The organism is Flavobacterium sp. W20_MBD1_R3 (genome assembly GCF_052119725.1).
Classification (GTDB): Bacteria; Bacteroidota; Bacteroidia; order Flavobacteriales; family Flavobacteriaceae; genus Flavobacterium.
In genome coordinates, this window is the sequence record NZ_JBGQOR010000014.1 from 1 (window position 1) to 19,104 (window position 19,104).

General features: G+C 33.9%; 19 protein-coding genes. 12 read left to right on the forward strand and 7 right to left on the reverse strand.

Features of this window, described 5'->3' with window-relative positions; all coding sequences use genetic code 11:
* The first annotated feature begins 464 nt into the window (after nucleotides 1-464).
* The 10 genes from thrS to ACEN2F_RS13430 all read left to right on the forward strand — a co-directional run bounded on the left by thrS (nucleotide 465) and on the right by ACEN2F_RS13430 (nucleotide 9,835).
* Nucleotides 465-2,411, forward strand: coding sequence for a threonine--tRNA ligase (thrS, locus tag ACEN2F_RS13385; RefSeq protein WP_441740001.1), 1,947 nt, complete (start codon nucleotides 465-467; stop codon nucleotides 2,409-2,411).
* Nucleotides 2,412-2,428: 17 nt separating this feature from the next.
* Nucleotides 2,429-2,986, forward strand: coding sequence for a translation initiation factor IF-3 (gene infC, locus ACEN2F_RS13390; protein WP_441740089.1), 558 nt, complete (start codon nucleotides 2,429-2,431; stop codon nucleotides 2,984-2,986).
* A gap of 100 nt (nucleotides 2,987-3,086) precedes the next feature.
* Complete coding sequence (rpmI, locus tag ACEN2F_RS13395; RefSeq protein WP_022827375.1) at nucleotides 3,087-3,284, forward strand: 50S ribosomal protein L35; 198 nt, start codon at nucleotides 3,087-3,089, stop codon at nucleotides 3,282-3,284.
* A 145-nt stretch (nucleotides 3,285-3,429) separates the two neighbouring features.
* Nucleotides 3,430-3,774 carry a 50S ribosomal protein L20 gene (gene rplT, locus ACEN2F_RS13400; protein WP_291097929.1) on the forward strand — a complete coding sequence of 115 codons (345 nt, stop codon included), beginning with the start codon at nucleotides 3,430-3,432 and terminating at the stop codon, nucleotides 3,772-3,774.
* 221 nt (nucleotides 3,775-3,995) lie between these two features.
* Entirely contained in the window at nucleotides 3,996-5,663 is a 1,668-nt protein-coding gene (locus ACEN2F_RS13405; protein ID WP_441740005.1) for a tetratricopeptide repeat-containing sensor histidine kinase, read from the forward strand.
* 10 nt (nucleotides 5,664-5,673) lie between these two features.
* A complete protein-coding gene (locus ACEN2F_RS13410; RefSeq protein WP_441740008.1) occupies nucleotides 5,674-6,342 on the forward strand; it encodes a DUF5932 domain-containing protein in 669 nt (222 codons plus the stop codon).
* A gap of 331 nt (nucleotides 6,343-6,673) precedes the next feature.
* Nucleotides 6,674-7,117: a hypothetical protein gene (locus ACEN2F_RS13415; RefSeq protein ID WP_441740011.1), complete on the forward strand. Its 444-nt coding sequence runs from the start codon at nucleotides 6,674-6,676 to the stop codon at nucleotides 7,115-7,117.
* Between the two features lie 171 nt (nucleotides 7,118-7,288).
* The gene (locus tag ACEN2F_RS13420) at nucleotides 7,289-8,344 is read left to right on the forward strand and encodes a type I restriction endonuclease (protein WP_441740014.1); all 1,056 of its coding nucleotides are present in this window, start codon (nucleotides 7,289-7,291) and stop codon (nucleotides 8,342-8,344) included.
* A gap of 131 nt (nucleotides 8,345-8,475) precedes the next feature.
* Nucleotides 8,476-8,892 carry a hypothetical protein gene (locus ACEN2F_RS13425; RefSeq protein WP_441740017.1) on the forward strand — a complete coding sequence of 139 codons (417 nt, stop codon included), beginning with the start codon at nucleotides 8,476-8,478 and terminating at the stop codon, nucleotides 8,890-8,892.
* A 139-nt stretch (nucleotides 8,893-9,031) separates the two neighbouring features.
* Nucleotides 9,032-9,835 (forward strand): endonuclease/exonuclease/phosphatase family protein, encoded by an 804-nt coding sequence (locus ACEN2F_RS13430; RefSeq protein ID WP_441740019.1) that lies wholly within the window; start codon nucleotides 9,032-9,034, stop codon nucleotides 9,833-9,835.
* A 141-nt stretch (nucleotides 9,836-9,976) separates the two neighbouring features.
* Here ACEN2F_RS13430 and ACEN2F_RS13435 read toward each other — a convergent pair whose 3' ends face one another.
* Together ACEN2F_RS13435 and ACEN2F_RS13440 are read right to left on the reverse strand one after the other, a co-directional pair.
* A complete protein-coding gene (locus tag ACEN2F_RS13435; protein ID WP_441740022.1) occupies nucleotides 9,977-10,819 on the reverse strand; it encodes an isoaspartyl peptidase/L-asparaginase in 843 nt (280 codons plus the stop codon).
* A gap of 69 nt (nucleotides 10,820-10,888) precedes the next feature.
* Nucleotides 10,889-11,761 carry a cyanophycinase gene (locus ACEN2F_RS13440; RefSeq protein WP_441740024.1) on the reverse strand — a complete coding sequence of 291 codons (873 nt, stop codon included), beginning with the start codon at nucleotides 11,759-11,761 and terminating at the stop codon, nucleotides 10,889-10,891.
* Between the two features lie 259 nt (nucleotides 11,762-12,020).
* Between ACEN2F_RS13440 and cphA the strand changes: the two genes are divergently transcribed.
* Entirely contained in the window at nucleotides 12,021-14,645 is a 2,625-nt protein-coding gene (gene cphA / locus ACEN2F_RS13445) for a cyanophycin synthetase (RefSeq protein ID WP_441740027.1), read from the forward strand.
* 181 nt (nucleotides 14,646-14,826) lie between these two features.
* Here cphA and ACEN2F_RS13450 read toward each other — a convergent pair whose 3' ends face one another.
* From ACEN2F_RS13450 to ACEN2F_RS13470, 5 genes are all read right to left on the reverse strand, one after another.
* Entirely contained in the window at nucleotides 14,827-16,089 is a 1,263-nt protein-coding gene (locus ACEN2F_RS13450; RefSeq protein WP_441740029.1) for an asparagine synthetase B, read from the reverse strand.
* 618 nt (nucleotides 16,090-16,707) lie between these two features.
* Nucleotides 16,708-17,283, reverse strand: coding sequence for a YciE/YciF ferroxidase family protein (locus ACEN2F_RS13455; protein WP_441740032.1), 576 nt, complete (start codon nucleotides 17,281-17,283; stop codon nucleotides 16,708-16,710).
* A 176-nt stretch (nucleotides 17,284-17,459) separates the two neighbouring features.
* Nucleotides 17,460-17,780, reverse strand: a complete 321-nt coding sequence (locus ACEN2F_RS13460; RefSeq protein ID WP_441740034.1) for a rhodanese-like domain-containing protein — start codon at nucleotides 17,778-17,780, stop codon at nucleotides 17,460-17,462.
* A 1-nt stretch (nucleotide 17,781) separates the two neighbouring features.
* Nucleotides 17,782-18,066 (reverse strand): rhodanese-like domain-containing protein, encoded by a 285-nt coding sequence (locus ACEN2F_RS13465; protein ID WP_441740037.1) that lies wholly within the window; start codon nucleotides 18,064-18,066, stop codon nucleotides 17,782-17,784.
* 197 nt (nucleotides 18,067-18,263) lie between these two features.
* Nucleotides 18,264-18,389, reverse strand: coding sequence for a hydroxyisourate hydrolase (locus ACEN2F_RS13470; RefSeq protein WP_441740092.1), 126 nt, complete (start codon nucleotides 18,387-18,389; stop codon nucleotides 18,264-18,266).
* A 256-nt stretch (nucleotides 18,390-18,645) separates the two neighbouring features.
* Here ACEN2F_RS13470 and ACEN2F_RS13475 point away from each other — a divergent pair, with 256 nt between their 5' ends.
* Nucleotides 18,646-19,023 (forward strand): hypothetical protein, encoded by a 378-nt coding sequence (locus ACEN2F_RS13475; RefSeq protein ID WP_441740039.1) that lies wholly within the window; start codon nucleotides 18,646-18,648, stop codon nucleotides 19,021-19,023.
* The last annotated feature ends 81 nt before the right edge of the window (nucleotides 19,024-19,104 follow it).

A 19,104-nucleotide genomic window follows, 5' to 3' on the forward strand; every position in this document is an offset into this window, starting at 1 on the left:
TTTTACTTTTATTTAACCTTTTCATGACTTTCTCTTTAAGTCGCTGGAAACATGATTCTTGAAGCGCTAAGTTTTTTTATAAATAATCCCTCCTTCCCCAAAAACATACCGCTTACCTCGCTAAAATGACTATTCCTACTACAATACCAGCCCTTCGAGCTTTTTCTTCCTCTGATAAATATCTCGAAATTTGACAATAAATTGCGTTTTCAGTACATTACACCTTACTACAACGACTTCCTTAGCCCCGATAGCAGTGAAAATCCTTTTCTCTCGTTTCTTTTACGAGAGAAAAGATTGCAATGGATAGCGGGAAATAGCTCCTGATAGAAAACCCAGTTCTTTACTATATATATATAATGAGTCCCTATTTTGCATTTATTCCTATTAAAGCAACAAACCTTGTATATATATTGTGTGTATTTCTACAATGCTCTATATTTGCATTCTTAAAATAATAAACAATGATTAAGATTACTTTACCCGATGGGTCAGTTAAAGAGTTTGCTTCAGGAACAACTCCAATGGATGTTGCCAAAAGCATAAGTGAAGGATTTGCAAGAAATGTAATTTCGGCATCTTTTGATGGTACAACTGTAGAAACCACGACTCCTTTGACAACGGACGGTAGTCTTATTTTGTATACATGGAATGACGAAGGCGGAAAAAAGGCTTTTTGGCACTCTACTTCACATGTAATGGCACAGGTTCTAGAGGAAATGTATCCAGGTATAAAATTAACTCTCGGACCAGCAATATCTAATGGGTTTTACTATGATGTAGATTTTGAAGATCAAAAGATCACAGACGCTGACTTCAAAAAAATTGAAGATCGAGTTCTTGAAATAGCAAGAGGAAAGCACGAGTTCAAACTTCGTCCCGTATCTAAAGCAGCAGCTTTAGAACTGTATAAGGACAACGTTTACAAAACAGAGATGATTACCAATCTTGAAGACGGTACAATTACATTTTGCGATCATGACACGTTTACTGATTTATGCCGCGGTGGTCATATTCCAAATACCGGAATAATCAAAGCGATGAAGATCATGAGCGTTGCCGGTGCTTACTGGCGTGGTGATGAAAAAAACAAACAGTTAACCCGTGTTTATGGAACTTCGTTTCCCAAACAAAAAGATCTAACAGAATACCTTATATTACTAGAAGAGGCAAAACGTCGCGACCATAGAAAACTAGGAAAGGAATTGGAGCTATTTGCTTTTTCACAAAAAGTTGGAGCTGGTTTACCTTTATGGTTGCCAAAAGGTGCTGCATTGAGAGATCGTTTAGAACAGTTTTTGAAAAAGGCTCAAAAGAAAGCGGGTTATGAGCAAGTAATTACGCCACATATAGGCCAAAAAGAATTGTATGTCACTTCGGGTCATTATGCAAAATATGGTGCAGACAGCTTTCAACCCATAAGCACTCCAGCTGAAGGTGAAGAGTTTTTATTGAAACCAATGAACTGCCCTCATCACTGTGAAATATATAATGTAAGACCATGGTCTTACAAGGATTTACCAAAGCGTTATGCTGAATTTGGTACAGTTTACAGATATGAGCAAAGTGGTGAATTACATGGTTTAACTCGCGTAAGAGGTTTTACTCAGGATGATGCACACATTTTTTGTACTCCGGAACAACTAGATGAAGAGTTTAAGAAAGTAATTGACTTAGTACTGTATGTTTTTGGTTCTTTAGGTTTCGAAAACTTTACGGCTCAGATCTCTTTGAGAGATAAAGAGAATAGGGATAAATATATAGGAAGTGATGAAAACTGGGAAAAAGCAGAAAATGCTATTATCAACGCAGCTGCAGACAAAGGATTGAGCACCGTTGTTGAATATGGCGAAGCTGCCTTCTATGGCCCCAAATTAGATTTCATGGTAAAAGATGCTTTGGGAAGACAGTGGCAATTAGGAACGATTCAGGTAGATTATAATTTACCAGAACGTTTTGACCTAACTTACAAAGGATCTGATAACGAACTACATAGACCAGTGATGATTCACAGAGCACCTTTTGGTTCGATGGAACGATTTATAGCTATTTTGCTGGAGCATACTGCAGGGAATTTCCCGCTTTGGTTAATGCCAGAACAAGCTATAATCTTGTCTTTGAGCGAGAAATATGAAATATATGCGAAAAAAGTTTTAGATTTGCTAGAAAATCACGAAATTCGCGCCCTCATTGATAATAGAAACGAGACAATCGGGAAGAAAATTAGAGATGCAGAAATGCAAAAAACCCCGTTTATGTTGATCGTAGGCGAGGAAGAAGAGAAAAATGGAACCATTTCTATCCGTCGTCACGGACAAGAAGGAAAAGGAAATATCAGCGTTACAATAGAAGAATTTGTCGCTATTGTCAACGATGAAATCAACAAAACATTAAAAGTATTCACAGTTTAACTTAAAAATATAAAGTCATAGCAATAAGAAGCAACAGAGGTTACCAACCTCGCGTAGAAAAAAAAGATGCCCATAGAATAAACAGTCTGATTCGTGGTGTACAAGAAGTGAGACTTGTAGGTGAGAATATAGAGCCTGGAGTTTTTAAACTTTCAGAAGCTTTGCGATTAGCTGACCAATTTGAATTGGATTTAGTTGAGATTTCCCCTAATGCTGAACCTCCGGTTTGCAAAATCATGGATTACAAGAAATTTGTTTACGAGCAAAAGAAACGTGATAAAATCCTTAAGGCGAAATCTACACAAGTAATCGTTAAGGAAATTCGTTTTGGACCTCAAACAGATGAGCATGATTATGAATTTAAGAGAAAAAACGCAGAAAAATTCTTAAAAGAAGGAGCTAAATTGAAAGCGTTTGTTTTCTTTAAAGGCCGTTCTATTATTTATAAAGATCAAGGTCAAATCTTATTATTAAGATTAGCAACAGATCTTGAAGAATTTGGAAAAGTAGAAGCGATGCCGGTTCTGGAAGGAAAGAGAATGATCATGTTCATAGCTCCGAAGAAAAAGAAATAAATAAGTCATAAGTCCAAAAGTCTTAACGTTAGACTTTATGACTTTTGACTTTTAGACAAAACGATAAGTAAGTAAGAATAAATTAAAACACTAGGAAAAAATGCCTAAAATGAAAACCAAATCTAGCGCCAAGAAACGTTTTAAAGTTACTGGTTCTGGAAAGATTAAAAGAAAGCATGCTTTTAAAAGTCACATCTTGACTAAAAAATCTAAAAAACGTAAATTAGCTTTGACACATTCAGCGCTAGTTCACAAAACAGATATGAAAAGCATTAAACAACAATTAAGAATTATATAATTAGTATTAAGATTTGAGTATTAAGACTCGAATTTTTAAAAAATTAAATTCTTTAGGTTAAAACAATTTAAAATAACCTTGGAGTATGGCCATTAAGTGCTTTTGATTTAATTCAAGCCGCCTGCTACAAAAAAACAATAAAATTATGCCAAGATCGGTAAATTCAGTTGCAAAAAGAGCAAGAAGAAAAAAAATAATGAAGCAAGCCAAAGGTTTCTTTGGTAGACGTAAAAACGTTTGGACAGTTGCTAAGAATGCGGTAGAGAAAGCAATGTGCTACGCTTACCGTGACAGAAAAGTGAATAAAAGAAATTTCCGTGCTTTATGGATTCAACGTATCAACGCTGGAGCTAGATTGGAAGGAATGTCTTATTCACAATTCATGGGGAAAGTAAAAGCTAACGGAATCGAATTGAACCGTAAAGTTCTTGCAGATTTAGCGATGAATCACCCAGTAGCTTTCAAAGCAATACTTAATAAAGTAAAATAAACGTTTTATAACTCAATTTAGATTACTTACTTATATAAAAACCTCAATCGAAAGATTGGGGTTTTTTTGTTTGAACTAATTTCGCCCCAAGCCGATATCATTCTTTAAAAATAGTCTCGCACTTGTATCAGTATCCTATTTAAATACTGTAATTTCGACGAATGTTACTACAAAAGCCAACTTCTTCTATTTGCGTCTTGTTATTCCTGCTACTACTAAACATGCAATCCTGTACAGAAAAAACAGACAATATATCTCATAAGAAAAAAAATGCTGCCGAGATAGATCGTCTTATAAATCTAGGTGAAAAACATTTTGAGAAATTAGAATATGACAGTTCCTACTACTACTTCAACGAAGCAAAATTAGCTTGCGATGTAAAAAAAGACACTACCAAAATCATCTATAGCTTGGTTAATCTGGCAACTATAGAACAAAATCAAGGAGATTATTCTGGGAGTGAAGCTACAATTCTTGAGGCTTTTCCTTTTTTAATAAACAATTCAAATCCCTTACACCATTGGGGTGTTTATACCACAATGGCTATTAATTATATGCAATTATTTGACTACGATAATGCATTATATTACAACAACAAAGCCTTAAACTTAAATACTGATGAGGATAGAAAGGCAGCGAGTAGAAATAACATTGCTTCTATATATATGGTTAAGGAGGAATACAAAAAAGCTATCACAATATTTTTACCACTATCCTTGAATAAAAAGATTTTTAAAGCCCCGGAAGACTATTCTAGAATAATAGAAAATTTGGGCTATTGTTATTTTAAAACGGGCAATCCAAAAGGGATTACATACATAAATGAATCACTAAGAATTAATAAACAAAGGGGTTATTCTTGGGGAATAATTACCAGCTACTGCCGACTTTCCGAATATTACATGAAGGAGAACCCAATTTTATCTCAAAAATATTCCAAATTAGCCTATGAAAAAGCTACGAAAGTAAACGATATTAATGATCGCTTGATCAGCTTATCATTATTAATAGAAAACAGCCCAAAAAATCAAACTAAAAAATTATCATTAGACTACATACGGATTAACGATAGTATAAACAAAGTCAGGCAAAAAGCTAAAAATCAATTTGCTAAAATAAAATATGATTCTAAGAAAGACAAAGATGAAAATTTAGAACTGAAAACACAAAAAATAGAAAATGCACTTTTGTTAGAAAAACAAAAGAACAGAAATCTAATCTTATCATTTGTAATAGGAATCACACTGTTATTAAGTATTACGCTAGCTAACTTTCTCATTGCTAAAAATAGAAGAGAAAGAATAAAGACTTCGTATCGCACTGAAATCCGAATTTCAAAAAAACTTCATGATGAACTAGCTAATGATGTGTATCAAACCATGGCTTTTGCTGAAACACAAGATTTATCTACAAATATGAATAAAGAAATACTACTGACAAACCTAGATACCATCTATTCTCGGACTCGAAACATCTCCAGAGAAAATAGCACTATTGAAGCAGGAGCTCATTTTGAAGCAGGTTTAAAAGATATGATGTCCGGTTTTCATACACATGACGTTAATATATTAACCAATGGAATGGATATAATCAACTGGAATTCTTTAAACACCACTAAAAAAATTACTCTTTATCGGGTGTTACAAGAATTGCTCATCAACATGAAAAAACACAGTCAATGTAGTTTGGTTGTAATAACGTTCAAAATAATTAAAAATAAACTACAAGTAGATTATACTGATAATGGGGTTGGAACCGTACTTGAAAAAATAACTTCCCAAAATGGACTTCAAAATGTGGAAAACCGTATTCATGCTATAAAAGGAACTATTAATTTTGACAGCAAATCCAATAAAGGATTTAGAGTTCGTTTTATTTTTCCAATATAATAAAATCCGTATGTTTCAAAAAATATTAGTCGCCGAAGATTTAGACACCATAAGCATCGCAATAATTCAAGCACTTAAAGCGCTTTCTATTTTAGAAATTCACCATGCTAAATACTGTGATGATGCTTTTATTAAAATAAAAAAGGCACTGCATGTTCAGGTTCCTTATGACTTGTTGATTAGTGATTTATCCTTTAAACCTGATCACAGGCAAAATCGTCTATCCTCTGGAGAGGAACTTATTGAAGCTGTAAAAAAAATTCAACCAGATCTTAAAATTATCGTGTTTTCTATAGAAGATAAATCCTTTAGAATCAAATCACTTTTTACCAATTTAGGCATCAATGCTTATGTTTCTAAAGGAAGAGATAGCATTCCTGAGCTCAAAAAAACGATAGAAAACCTTTATACTAATGAAAAGTCTACTCCATCTATTGAAGTAAACCGGGCTTTAAGAAGTAAATCCATTTTTGAAATTGAAGCTTATGACATTTCACTTTTAAAGTCTTTATCTCTAGGACTCACCCTTGAGGAAATTTCGTCCGAGTTTAAAGGTTCTGGAATTGTTCCAAACGGCACTAGCAGTTTAGAAAAGCGCATCAATAGACTTAAAGAATATTTTAAAGCCAATAATAATGTGCATCTCATAGCTATCACTAAAGATTTAGGACTTGTTTAATTTCCCTCTATTCGGCTTTAAATTAGCTATCTCTCCAGTTAGCAATGTGTTACAATTACAACATAAAATAGCGGTAAAGCTTTAGCTAGATTTTTTAGCAAATAAAAGTCAGGACTAACCATAAAAACTCCAAAAGGATTAGTTACTATAAATTTCACCTTTTTATTGTATTCTCAAATCTTTGAAATCTAAATTCCCCTACTTTGTATAGCCATATTGACAAATATGACGGCAGCTAACAAATTATTTTCATTAAATATTATGTGTTTACGGTTTCCCGTAAAATACCAATTTAGAAAGTAATTAGTTTTGGTTCACTAAATGAAATCAAATGCCCCACATTACGATAGACGATTTGGCGATAAACCCAAATTCAAAAAGTAGAATTTTTAAACACAAGAAATACCTGCGAATAAAAAAAAGTATAACCGCTTGCATCCGCATATTGCTGGCACTTGTACTTCTACTTTCATGCAAATCAGAACCAAAAAAGCAATCTCAACAGCGACAAATACTTCAAAACCATACACACCGAAAATATGATGATGACGAATTAGAAGTGAAAATCCACACTTTAAAAACTAAAGTATACAAAAAAACTACTAATGTAGATTCTCTTTTCAAAAAAGAAAATATGTATTTCGCTTATCCAATGCAAATTCCGATTGAATTTTCTTCAAAAATACAACAACCAAAAAACTCCTCTGGACAGCGCAAAGGCAAAATAATATATACCTCAAAAAGCAAAACGCAGAACCAATGGAAACAGTACTAACATCAAATAGCATCTCATTATTTTCAATTCAAATAGCGATACTGACCATCGGCGGATTGTGGATTATATATTTGGTATACAAAATTTGGAAAAAATAATCCAAATGAGGAAAACCGTAAAGAAGTGATTTTTTATCGTGGTATGTTTGAAGATCATTAACACCAAAAACCTATGGAATTAACCATTCAACTTAAATCATTAGCAGATAAAATCAATTTGCTAAAGGATAGAATAGAAACCGAAGAATCTACAAAGCATGCATTTGTGCTACCCTTTATTAATATGCTAGGCTATGATGCCTTCAATCCACTAGAAGTAGTACCCGAGTTTACTGCTGATATTGGATTAAAAAAAGGTGAAAAAGTGGACTATGCTATTTTTCAAAATGGTGAACCAATCCTAATTGTTGAATGCAAAACCTGGAAAGAAAACCTTTCGGTGCATAGCTCGCAGCTCTTTCGCTACTTTCATGTTACTAAAACTCGCTTTGCGCTCTTAACAAATGGAATTCAATATCAGTTTTATACCGATTTAGATGAGAAAAACAAAATGGATCAGAAGCCCTTTTTGGAATTCGACATTATCAATCTCAAAGAAAATTCGATTACTGAAATTGCTAAATTCCATAAATCAAGTTTTAATGTTGATCATATTCTAAACAACGCGAGTGCATTGAAATATGCCAAAGAGATCAAAAAAGAAATTAATGATGAATTAGAAAATCCTTCAAATGAATTTGTTAAACTCTTTGCTAATAAAGTATATGCTGGAAGACTTACTGAAAAAGTGATGGAAGAATTTAAAATCCTAGTTCAAAAAGCCTTCAATCAATTTATTAACGAAAAAATTAATGACCGTTTGAATGCAGCACTAAATAAAGAAACAATCAAACAACAGGAAGAAAAAATTGAACCCGTTGAAGAAACCAGCAAAGTAATCACTAGTGAAGAAGAACTGGAAGCCTATCGCGTTGTCCTCGCTATTTTAAGACGAAAGGTTCCTGTAAATCGGATCATTCACAGGGATACACAATCGTATTTTGGAATATTACTCGACGACAATAACCGTAAACCTTTATGCAGACTCCATCTCAACGGAACTAAAAAATACATAGGTCTTTTTAATGAAAACAAAATCGAAATAAAACACATCATTCAGTCGATTGATGATATATATCAGTTTGAAAACGAACTACTAGAAACAATTGGGTTATACGAAGGAGAGTGATTTGCGTTATATAAATGGTTACAATACTGAACTAGTCCTATAAAATAACCTTTGGACCAGAATCATCCACGAAAAAGTTAGATCACAAACCCTTAATTGATGAGAATATTAAATATTAATTTTAAAATAACATGCCTTTTAACAATAATTTTAAAAAGATAACTGTAGCTGAAAACGGAATAATCTTAACCTACAAAACAAAAAAATCGAAAGAATTATTATTTTCTGAATTAGACAAGACTCATCTTAAAATAAATAAAATAAAGCCAGTTTACAAACTGATACTAATTCTGATGCTACTAATTGTGGAGTTCCTTTCCTATTTGTATCTGCAAGCTGAATTAATCTTATTAATTTCTTTTTTTCTGATTGTAGTCATTACTTTACTAATGAATAAACATAAAAGCTATAGTATAAAAATACGATTGAGAGACGGTAATGTTATCGAAGAAAAAATATTGACCAAACTAAAACTGGAAACTATTGATATAATAAATGAAGTTCAAAAAGGAATTTACAACTATAAAATAAATTTAAATAAGAATTAGGAATTTAGAACGAAGACACAGAAAACAAAAAAATAATCTATAACATCTAAAATTTACATCAAATTTCATTTAATTGTGCTACGTTTGGACGACACCCTTTTTTATCAATAAAAAGTATTTTTAATATTTACCCAATTACATGAAATTCTTCCTTTCTCTGCTAGTGTTCTTACTAACCACCTTTACTTTTGCCCAAACCAAACTCCTTTCCTGGAACATCGCTAATTTTGGTAAATCGAAATCCGAAAAGACTATTCTTTACATTGCAAACACACTGAAAAATTATGATATAATTGCCCTTCAGGAAGTAGTTGCCGGGTATGGCGGTGCTCAGGCCGTAGCGAAATTGGCAGATGAACTCAACCGAAAAGGAGCCAAATGGGATTACGTAATCAGTGACCCCACCAGCAGCAGCGCCTATAAAACCGAAAGATACGCCTTCATTTGGAAAACGAGTAAAATAAAGAAAATAGGAAAAGCATGGCTAGAAAAAAAATACCAGCTGGAGATTGACAGGGAACCCTATTTTTGTACTTTTCAATATGAAAACAAACAATTTACTCTGGTTAATTTTCATGCGATAACAAAAAAAAAGCAACCTGAAACCGAGATTAAATATTTTAAATTTTTACCTATTGAATATCCTGCCTTGAATTTAATTTTTGCAGGAGACTTCAATTGTCCGCAATCACACACTGTTTTTAATCCCTTGAAAAAAATGGGGTTTCAATCTGTTTTGATAAACCAAAAAACTTCTTTGAAACAAGAATGCAAAAAAGAGATTTGTCTTGCATCTGAATTTGATAATATGTATTACAAAACGTCTAAAATAAAACTTCTGAATTCAGGAATTATTGCTTTTTATAAAAACTTTAAATCGTTGAAAGAAGCCAGAATAATATCTGATCACATCCCTATTTGGTTTGAATTTGATTTAAATTGAGATGTTTGCATCGAACAATAAATATTTTTCCATTGGGAAATAAAAGAGAATAACACACACGAATGGAGTATAAAACCCTATTCGTATTTAAAATTTATAAAGAAGGAAAATTGGCTCAATCCGTGTTAGTTTACTACTAAATTATTCAAAGACTTCAAACGAAATCCCATCATAGCTGGCAAAAACCATACTAGGATGTGAATCGTGATGATGAATGTTTCCTTTGTAATCGATAGCAATAGCACCTGCAAAGCCATCATAGGGTTTTAATTCGGCAAATGTTTTATCGAAAGCCTCTTTTAAAGAAAAACCATCGGTTACGCGAGTAACAATTTTTGCAGCAGTAGCGTTACTCATTATGTCCTCACCTACTCCGGTTAAACTCACTCCACAAAATGCATTTGCATAATTCCCCGCTACGGTTGCTGAATCAGAAATACGTCCCGGAATTTCAAAACCTTTTCCTCCAGTAGATGTTGCTGCAGCAAGTTTACCAGAGGCATCAATAGCAACGCAACCTACTGTTCCTGTTCCCGTTGCTGCTAGTTTTGCTTCATATTCTGCACGTCGTTGTGGTGTTTCAGTAGAAAAATATTCAAAGCCATTTTGTCTGGCAAAATTAGTAGCACCGCTTCCGCCAAGTACACGATCCTCTTGTTGCAACAATCTTTGTGCAACGTGTATGGGATTTCTAACGTCTTCAATATTGATAACTCCACTCATTTTCTGAGTTGTACCATCCATTACAGCAGCACTCATTCTTATTTTCCCATCACTTTGTATTTGAGAACCAGTTCCCGCATTAAACAGCTCATCCTCTTCTAATTGGTAAACAGTATAAACAACTGTTTCTGCGGCCGAATGCGTTTTTAAAAAATCATAAGATTGTTTTACAATACGCTCGAGTGCTTTTTGTTTGGCGATTTTTGTCTCATCTTGAGTGGAGGATTCAGAAAAAAACCCCCCGTGTATAATTAATTTCATTTTTTGATGTAGGCTTTTGATTTGGCAACTTTCTTCCTGAAAATGCAGGCTAGATAATTGTTCATAAATTTAAAGGTATTGTGAAGTTTGAATTTGCATCGTATGCGTTTCAATATTATAGGTGTCGTTCATACTCATTACATGAACAACTAAATTATTAATCGAAATAGGTTGGCCCAGTTCTACCGCTGTCAAATTAGTATCTTTAATATCACGACCGTCAACTAAAATAACCAGACCGGAGCCTATCGCTTCCATTTTATTGTTATTTGTAATTAATAAACCGGTATCCTCCCCTAATCCAATGCCAAGAACTCTTGGGTTACTCACAACGGCTTGAAATAACCGACCTATTCTTCCTCTTCGCACAAAATGAGTGTCAATAATGACTCCATCAATTAATCCCAATCCGCTGGTGATTTTAACTTCTCCTTTTAATAGGGCTTCACCACTGCTTCCTTGATAAATCATGTTGTTTGATGCAGCTGCTGCTCCTGCTGAAGTTCCAGCATAAACAAACTCTTCGTTATGGTATTTATCCAATAAAATATCATGAAAGGGTGTTCCTCCCAGAATGGAGGTCAAGCGCAATTGATCACCACCGGTAAACATAACAATATCAGCTGCCCTTAATCGTTCTAAAACAGCTTCATCGGCCGCTTCCTCCCGTTTTTCAATATAAAGAACACCGATGTTTTTAGCTTCCAAATATTCAAAAGCTTTTATGTATTCTGGTCCTATTTCCCTTGGGATAACTGAAGCGGTTGTCACTACTTCAATACGAGACAATTCCTTATGTTTTGATTCGCTGATGATTCTTTTAAGAATTCCAGTTTCAAAAAAGTTTAAATTATTTGAAGCATTCTTATCAAAATCAGCTTCGGCAAAACTTCCTTTATCTACCGCACCGCCTATTATTATTAGTTTTCCTAGTATATTCATCCAGCAAAAATAACTAAAAAGATAAAAAAAGAGCTGTTGAACTTCTGTTTATTTTCAAAAATCAGATTGATAACTACTATTTATTACTTTTCAAAGAATAAATTTTGATTCATATCTTAAAAAACTATACTTTAGTTCTGTACTGTCCTATTTTTATTGGATATTTACATCGAGTCCTGATTTTTTTTTAGTGCTTAAAAATAAAAATAACAGCAACAGATTCAACCCTTTTGTTTTAAAAAAATAACATTCCCGTCTTATGAAAATAATAAAAGTACAAGCCCTTCGTGGTCCAAATATTTGGAGTATCCAAAGAAAAAAATTAATCCAAATGCGGTTGGATTTAGAGGAAATGGAACAATTTCCTACCAATAAAATAGACGGATTTAAAGAACGTATTGAGGCCATGTTTCCTTCAATGATTGAACACCGCTGTTCAGAAGGTTGCCGTGGCGGATTTTTTTCCCGAGTAGAACGAGGAACCTGGATGGGACACGTAATTGAACATATTGCCCTTGAAATACAATCTTTGGCAGGCATGGAAACCGGATTTGGAAGAACCCGGGAAACAAAAACTCCAGGGACTTATAATGTCGTTTTTAGTTATACCGAAGAAAATGTGGGAATGTTTGCCGCGGAATCTGCTGTTACCATTGCGGAGGCGTTGATTGCGGGGACGGAATATGACTTGAATGCCGATTTGCAGAAAATGCGTGAAATACGAGAACGTGTTCGTCTTGGCCCAAGCACCGGAAGTATTGTTGAAGAGGCCGTTTCCCGAAATATTCCTTGGATACGATTGGGTACAAATTCCTTAGTACAGTTAGGATACGGAATTAATCAAATGCGTTTTCAAGCTACTATTACCTGCAAAACCAGCAGCATAGCCGTAGATATGGCCTGCAATAAAGAACTGACAAAAAAGATGCTCGATATGGCTTCGATTCCCGTTGCTAGTGGAAGTATCTGTTCAGACGAAGAAGACTTAGCTGAAACTATTAAAAAAATTGGCTACCCCATTGTTTTAAAACCATTAGATGGAAATCACGGAAAAGGAGCCTCGATAAATGTTACCAACTGGGAAGATGCAGTGTCCGGTTTAGCTTTTGCACAGCAATATGGAAAACGAACCATTGTTGAGAAATTCATAACTGGTTTCGATTTTAGACTCTTAGTAATCGATAATAAATTAGTTGCTGCTGCAAAACGAGTTCCTGCACACGTAATTGGAAATGGAACAGATTCCGTTCAGCAATTAATTGATATTACGAACATGGATCCAAGAAGAGGATACGGACATGAAAACGTATTAACCCAAATAGATGTAGATCGAGATACTGAGGATTTACTCGAAAAATTAAACTATACCCTAGCAACCGTGCCTAGAATTGGTGAAATTGTATTCCTAAAATCTACTGCTAATTTAAGCACTGGAGGTACTTCTGTTGATGTAACTGATATGATGCATCCTGAAAATATTTTTCTTGCCGAAAGAATTTCAAGAGTTATTGGACTGGATATTTGCGGTGTAGATATTATGGCCGAAAACTTAACACAACCTTTAAAAGAAAATGGCGGCGTAATTCTAGAAGTAAATGCCGCACCCGGTTTTAGAATGCACCTCGCCCCTTCTGAAGGATTACCAAGAAACGTAGCTGCTCCGGTTATTGATATGCTTTATCCTCCCGGAAAATCCTGTCGTATTCCAATAATAGCCGTTACGGGTACCAATGGAAAAACAACTACTACCCGACTTATTGCTCATATTGTAAAAAATAACGGATTCAAAGTAGGATTTACTACATCAGATGGGATTTATATTCAAAATCACATGATGGAAAAAGGAGATACCACAGGACCTATCAGTGCCGAATATATTTTGAGAGATCCTACCGTAGAGTTTGCCGTGCTGGAAACTGCAAGAGGCGGAATTCTTCGTTCCGGTTTAGGCTTTAACCGCTGCGATATTGGAATCATTACTAATATTCAAGAAGATCATTTAGGTTTAAGTGACATTCACACCTTAGACGATTTAGCCAGAGTAAAAGCCACGGTGGTAAAAAGCATCAAAAAAGATGGCTGGGCTGTTTTGAATGGTGATGATGAACATTGTGTAAAAATAGGCCAAGATCTAAATTGCAATGTTGCTTATTTTAGTTTAAGTGAAGACAATGATTTCATCAAAAAATTATGTGCCGAAGGAAAAACGGTTGCTGTTTATGAAAATGGATTCATAACCATCAAAAAAGGAGAATGGAAAATCCGAATTGAACGTGCCACTCACGTACCGTTGACACTAGGCGGAAAAGCAAAATTTATGATTGCCAATGTTCTTGCAGCCACTTTAGCAAGTTACTTATGGGGTTTCAAAACTGAAGATATCAGCTTGTCTCTACAAACTTTTATTCCAAGTGCTGCACAAACACCAGGACGAATGAACATTTTTGAATTCAAAAAATTCAAAGTATTAATTGATTTTGCTCATAATGCATCCGGTTATAAAGGAGTAGAAGACTACTTAGAAAGTGTTGAAGCCACTAAAAAAATTGGCATTATTGCCGGAGTTGGTGATCGCAGAGACGAAGACATCATAGAATGTGCTAACATAGCCTCCAGAATGTTTGACCACATCATCATCCGACAAGAAAAATATTTAAGAGGAAGAACTGAGGATGAAATCATCTCTCTAATTCTTGAAGGAATTAAAAATTCAGGAAGATCCGTAACCTATGAAATTATACCTAAAGAAACAGAAGCCATCAAACATGCCATCAACTGTGCTGAGGAAGGAAGTTTCATCACTGCATTAAGCGACGTTGTTACTAATGCAATTGATATTGTTCAGGAATATCTGGATAAGGAAAATGAACACGGAAGCGTTTAATTATTTATTGACTTAATCACAAAAGCTACAGTAAAATGTAGCTTTTTTTTTGAATTTCAATTATTTGGAGCTATTCCTGCTGTCCGTTTTATCTTTCTTTGCCTAAAGAAGGCAAAGAAAGGATGCCACTTCCATCAGGGCTAAAAAAAAAGGCCAATCGGTAGTGATTGGCTTTTTAAAATTAAGTTTTTAATTTTTTCTTCTTGGCTGCAGGAAACAAAACATTGTTTAAAATCAAGCGGTATCCAGGTGAATTTGCATGCAAGTCTAAAACCGTAGGTGGATCGCCTACCTGATGCTGAAAATCTTCCGGATCATGACCGCCATAAAAAGTAAACATTCCTTTCCCTTTCTGTCCATGAATGTAACGGGCTTCCCCATTTAGTTCACATGTTCCAAGAACTAAAACATTTGATTTTACAAGTTCAGCATCAAATGAAGTGGTTTGTCCCATAAATCCTTTGACAAGTTGCGTGTGATTTTGACATAACATAGTGGGAATAGGATCCCATTTAGCCGAAAATTCCATTAAAGTGAAGTAATCTTTTTCCATCGGAATTTTACGTTTTGAAGTCATATCAATATCCGAGAACTCATATTGTTCTGGTCTTCGCTCTAAAATAAAATCTTTAAAAGCAAAAGAATTGCTATAATTCATCTTCGATTGGTAATTTGCTTCACTCGCATCCCCATCAAACATAGCCTCACAAATATCTACCTCATCCGCTGCAAGAGCAATATCAAAACTATCCGTTGCAGAGCACATGGCAAACATAAACCCACCTCCTATTACAAAATCTCTAATCTTTTTAGTAACTGCTCTTTTTTCTTCAGAAACTTTTAAAAAGCCTAATTTTAGTGCCAATGCTTCGGCCTCCTTCTTTTGTTCAATATACCAAGGTACATTTTTGTATGCCCCGAAAAATTTCCCATATTGACCTGTAAAATCTTCGTGATGCAAATGCAACCAGTCATAAAGTAGTAATTGATCTGCAAGTACTTCCTCATCATATATGGCGGTAAAAGGAATTTCGGCATAGGTCAAAACCATTGTTACTGCGTCATCCCACGGCTGTTTCCCTTTTGGTGTATACACTGCAATTTTTGGTGCTTTCTCTAAAATAACAGATTCCATATTTTGGGAAGGACTAGAGATTTCATTTAAGATTATCAATTCTTCCCCTTCTGAAACGATTTCAAAACTTACTCCCCTAATCTGACATTCTTTTCGTATTTCTGCCGCATCTGGTAATAAAAATGAACCACCTCGGTAATTGAGCAACCAACTTGCTTTGTAATTTTTCTCCAGACACCAAAACGTGATTCCATACGCTTTCAAATGATTTTGTTGTGTGGTTTCATCCATTGGCAACAAAATAAAAGAAGCTTTTGCAGAGAAGGATAGTAGAAATAACAGAATATATATAAATCGATTGGAAATCATTGTATTGCCTTTTATATTTCAAAGATAGAAAGGAAGCCATTTAAATGAGTACTATTTAACTTTTAAATCAACGCATCAATCTACTTTCTAAATAAAACCACGTAAAAATACTTGTAGCCAGACGATTTAGTATCGCTAGATTTATATTTCCAACCGAATCTACAATAAATGAAAAATTTAATACTGAATTTCAGCAAAAAAATAACCATATTAATTTTAAAGCGATTTTAAAAAAAATCGATTTCTATGTACTAGTTGGAGTTCTATTTATTTTCTACACTTTATGTTTTAATTATTTTGTCCTATAATGCTACATCTAGTCCATAAAACGAAAAAACCAATTATTTCAAAAAATTATTATGCAGCATTATCAGAAGAAATTCTTTTTAGTGCACGATTAGGACAAGATACTACTTCCCTTACAAGACAACTCTTTTATATAAGACATACCAAAATTTATAATTAAATCTACTTATTATTGCTCAAATAGTTTGTTCGTTTGTACTAGAAATAACAAAACAAAAAGCCCCAAATAGTGTCTAACTTTTTGGGGCATGTTCCTATTTTACTTTAGGCTTTTTTATTTTAAAAATAGAAATTATTATCTAGTCACAAAAACTACATTTTTACATTTGTGATTGCATTCGCTTTATAAGCTTGCGTATTTATCGAAGATACTGCAATTCCGGTCAAAGCTGCATCAGTTCTTTTTTCATCGTCAAGAGTGAGCGACAATAAATTAGCTGCTTTGTTTTCCCCTAATGTTTTTGCAAAAGCATGCAAAGTCCCATACGTTGCAATTTCATAATGCTTTACTTTTTGATCCGCAGCAATGATTCCGGCATCACGGACCATACCAACATCTGTTTCTCTAATGAGATCATTTGTCTCTTTTAATATTCCTTGCATAGCATCACATTTTTTAGCAACAGGCTTAATACCGGTCACTTCAAATATTTTTTCTAACCGGGAAACATGTTCGTGAGAATCACTTAATTGGTTTTTTAAGGAGTTCACTAATTCCGGTGATGAAGCATTTTTGACCATTTTGGGTAAGGTTTTAGTCAATACTTTTTCAGCCCAATAAATGTCTTTCAATCCAACTTCAAATAAATCTCTCAATCCATGTGCTGCGTTTTTTGTAGCGCGCACTGTCCCTTTAATTTCTTCATTTTTACTGATGGTAGTTCTCATAACGATAGTTTTAAAGATTAATTTTAATAACGATTACTGCAAACAATATTTCGCTATATAACGCTGTACTTACTTTTTTAAGCACAATAAAATTAAACATATTAGAACATAACTAACTGTTAATTAACTAATTGATAATAAGAATTATATTATTTATCGATTTGAAATTTACTCATTTACGCTGTAATTTTATTTTTGAGACTACTCCAGCCACCGCCATTATACACTTTCATAAAGCCATTTGATTTCAAAATACTTTTTGCCGAAGCCCTTCGCATTCCCGAAGCACAACAAGTAATAATAGGCTGGTTTTTATCTTTTAACTTAAATAAATTATTGCGCAATGTATCAACAGGAATGTTCATAGAACCTTTAATGTGTCCTGCTAAATATTCTGATTTACTACGCACATCTACTATAACGGCCCCTTGTGCTATCAAATCTAGATAGTTTACTTTGGCACCAAAGCCGAATAATTTTTTAATTCTGTCTATCATTTTATTCTATTTGAGATTGATAATAATTCACATCCATCCAGGAACCTCCGTTGTAGCATTCCAGTCCGTGAGCAGTTAAAAATACTTGAGCCTGTCCACTTCTGTTTCCGGATGCACAGCACAATACCAAAGGCGCTTTTAGCTCCTGTATTTCTTGCATTCTATGTGGTATTTCATTCAACGGGATATTGATCGAACCCGCAACATGACCACCTATAAATTCGTCATAGGAACGTACGTCGACAATAGTCCCTCTTTTTTCTTTTATTATTTTTTCTACTTCCATTTTATTTGTTTTTAAAGATTCGTCTGCTTTGCATAAAAATGCAACCATTACAAAATTACAATTCCAACAGGAAAATCTATCCTATTTTTAGAAACTAAAAGTAAAATATAGAAACACTACTCGTTTTCAACTACTTTTTAGAGTGAATGAAAAGCTCAAACCTAAATTAATTTCTGCGATATGTACCATGCCCGTAGCTAAATAACGTAATAATAATTAACCTCTTTAAATTGAAATACAACCGCTATAAAAGAATAAAAGTTGTCCGTATTTTTGTAGTTAAAATAGTCGGCTACCAAAAATCGTAATTTATAAATTCCAATTTAAATTCATTTGTAGTATAAAAAATCAATGATACTACCATTTTATCAGTCGCTTTATCATCGAGGTACAACTATATTTTAGTAATTTTGTCCAGTTTCTTTATTATAACTGATCTACCACAAACGGCTGTTCAGCTTGATATATCTAAAATGTAACTGGATAATTGACATCTATTCTTTTGCAATAATGACATCGTTGCGGCATGCTTTTTGCACCATTTAGTAAAATAAGTATTAATAAAATAAACAAATAATCATGTCAGAAAAAGGTAAAAAACAATTTGGAGTTTGGATGGACACACATCATGCAACTATTGTAGGTAGAGAAAGTATAGATTCAGGTGAATTCGTTGTTTTAGGTCACGAACAAGAAGAAGGTCAAGGTGGTAATTCCAGCGAGAATGCAGCTAATAATGCGGAAAGAGATTCACTTCACAAATTATTCAAAAACATCACTGCTCACATGCAAAATGTTGATGAATTGCATGTAACCGGTCCTGGTACAGCTCAAGAACAATTCATTAAATATTTGAGTGAAACTCCACAATACAAAAATGTTGAGACTAAAGAAAGTACTTCTAATAAAATGAGTGATGAAAGCTTAATTGAATACATAGCGTCACAATTCAACTAAACAAATACAAATAAACACAAAGAGGCTGTCCGAAAAGACAGCCTTTTTTGTTTAAAATTATTTCGATTGGCATTAAAATTT

What these genes read in the sequence shown, in the direction of transcription:
- thrS (WP_441740001.1), top strand. Translation starts at nt 465, where the DNA reads ATGATTAAGATTACTTTACCCGATGGGTCAGTTAAAGAGTTTGCTTCA.
- rpmI (WP_022827375.1), top strand. Translation starts at nt 3,087, where the DNA reads ATGCCTAAAATGAAAACCAAATCTAGCGCCAAGAAACGTTTTAAAGTT.
- ACEN2F_RS13430 (WP_441740019.1), top strand. Translation starts at nt 9,032, where the DNA reads ATGAAATTCTTCCTTTCTCTGCTAGTGTTCTTACTAACCACCTTTACT.
- ACEN2F_RS13405 (WP_441740005.1), top strand. Translation starts at nt 3,996, where the DNA reads ATGCAATCCTGTACAGAAAAAACAGACAATATATCTCATAAGAAAAAA.
- ACEN2F_RS13420 (WP_441740014.1), top strand. Translation starts at nt 7,289, where the DNA reads ATGGAATTAACCATTCAACTTAAATCATTAGCAGATAAAATCAATTTG.
- ACEN2F_RS13455 (WP_441740032.1), bottom strand. Translation starts at nt 17,283, where the DNA reads ATGAGAACTACCATCAGTAAAAATGAAGAAATTAAAGGGACAGTGCGC.
- ACEN2F_RS13450 (WP_441740029.1), bottom strand. Translation starts at nt 16,089, where the DNA reads ATGATTTCCAATCGATTTATATATATTCTGTTATTTCTACTATCCTTC.
- ACEN2F_RS13435 (WP_441740022.1), bottom strand. Translation starts at nt 10,819, where the DNA reads ATGAAATTAATTATACACGGGGGGTTTTTTTCTGAATCCTCCACTCAA.
- ACEN2F_RS13475 (WP_441740039.1), top strand. Translation starts at nt 18,646, where the DNA reads ATGTCAGAAAAAGGTAAAAAACAATTTGGAGTTTGGATGGACACACAT.
- ACEN2F_RS13415 (WP_441740011.1), top strand. Translation starts at nt 6,674, where the DNA reads ATGCCCCACATTACGATAGACGATTTGGCGATAAACCCAAATTCAAAA.
- ACEN2F_RS13410 (WP_441740008.1), top strand. Translation starts at nt 5,674, where the DNA reads ATGTTTCAAAAAATATTAGTCGCCGAAGATTTAGACACCATAAGCATC.
- ACEN2F_RS13465 (WP_441740037.1), bottom strand. Translation starts at nt 18,066, where the DNA reads ATGGAAGTAGAAAAAATAATAAAAGAAAAAAGAGGGACTATTGTCGAC.
- rplT (WP_291097929.1), top strand. Translation starts at nt 3,430, where the DNA reads ATGCCAAGATCGGTAAATTCAGTTGCAAAAAGAGCAAGAAGAAAAAAA.
- ACEN2F_RS13440 (WP_441740024.1), bottom strand. Translation starts at nt 11,761, where the DNA reads ATGAATATACTAGGAAAACTAATAATAATAGGCGGTGCGGTAGATAAA.
- cphA (WP_441740027.1), top strand. Translation starts at nt 12,021, where the DNA reads ATGAAAATAATAAAAGTACAAGCCCTTCGTGGTCCAAATATTTGGAGT.
- ACEN2F_RS13460 (WP_441740034.1), bottom strand. Translation starts at nt 17,780, where the DNA reads ATGATAGACAGAATTAAAAAATTATTCGGCTTTGGTGCCAAAGTAAAC.
- ACEN2F_RS13425 (WP_441740017.1), top strand. Translation starts at nt 8,476, where the DNA reads ATGCCTTTTAACAATAATTTTAAAAAGATAACTGTAGCTGAAAACGGA.